General features: G+C 58.5%; 1 protein-coding gene. It reads left to right on the top strand.

Annotated elements, in window-relative coordinates; all coding sequences use genetic code 11:
* Nucleotides 1-379: 379 nt before the first annotated feature.
* The coding region (locus PYR71_RS30770) for a hypothetical protein (RefSeq protein WP_143541181.1) at nucleotides 380-571 on the top strand (192 nt) is incomplete at its 3' end.

Here is a 571-nt window from a genome sequence, read left to right as displayed (position 1 = left end):
GCGCAACGGGTTCTGTCAGCAGCTACACCGCATATGGTTCCGTTGCCTGAGGCGGCGAAATCAGAAAGGCCGGCGGATGGATTGGTTGGAACCGGAAATCCTGACGGCACCCTTCACGCTGCATGTCCCACATATCACTCGAACTGCTTAAATGAAGGCCAATTCTAGCGGGCTCCGCATGGCAAGCGGCAAGCTGGCGAGCCTCTCAAGCCATGTGCCGGCCTGATGGTCGAGTGCAGACGATTGTCGGCAAGCCGTCGCCATATGGTGTTCGGCCATGCCTTGGGGGCATGATTGGATCTGGCTTTAGCATGCTGGGCGGCGGTCGGCAGGCATTAGGATTGAGGTTCCAAATTTGATTTCCGGAGGATCGGCATCGATGTACCCAAGACGGAACCAGCCGCGCGATGACGATTCTCGCGAAGTAAGTGGGTGGATCGAAGACGTGACCGGAGCTTTCGATACGGACGCCTGGATCGACGACTACTATTCAGAGAGCCGAGACCTGGAACAGGATCCGAGCGACTTGCGCCTCGGTTCGCACGACAGTGACGCCGGCGATCGTGTGCCG

Source organism: Rhizobium mulingense (genome assembly GCF_029194105.1).
In the GTDB taxonomy this organism is placed as follows: domain Bacteria; phylum Pseudomonadota; class Alphaproteobacteria; order Rhizobiales; family Rhizobiaceae; genus Rhizobium; species Rhizobium mulingense.
This window is presented reverse-complemented; position numbering and strand designations above follow the sequence as displayed.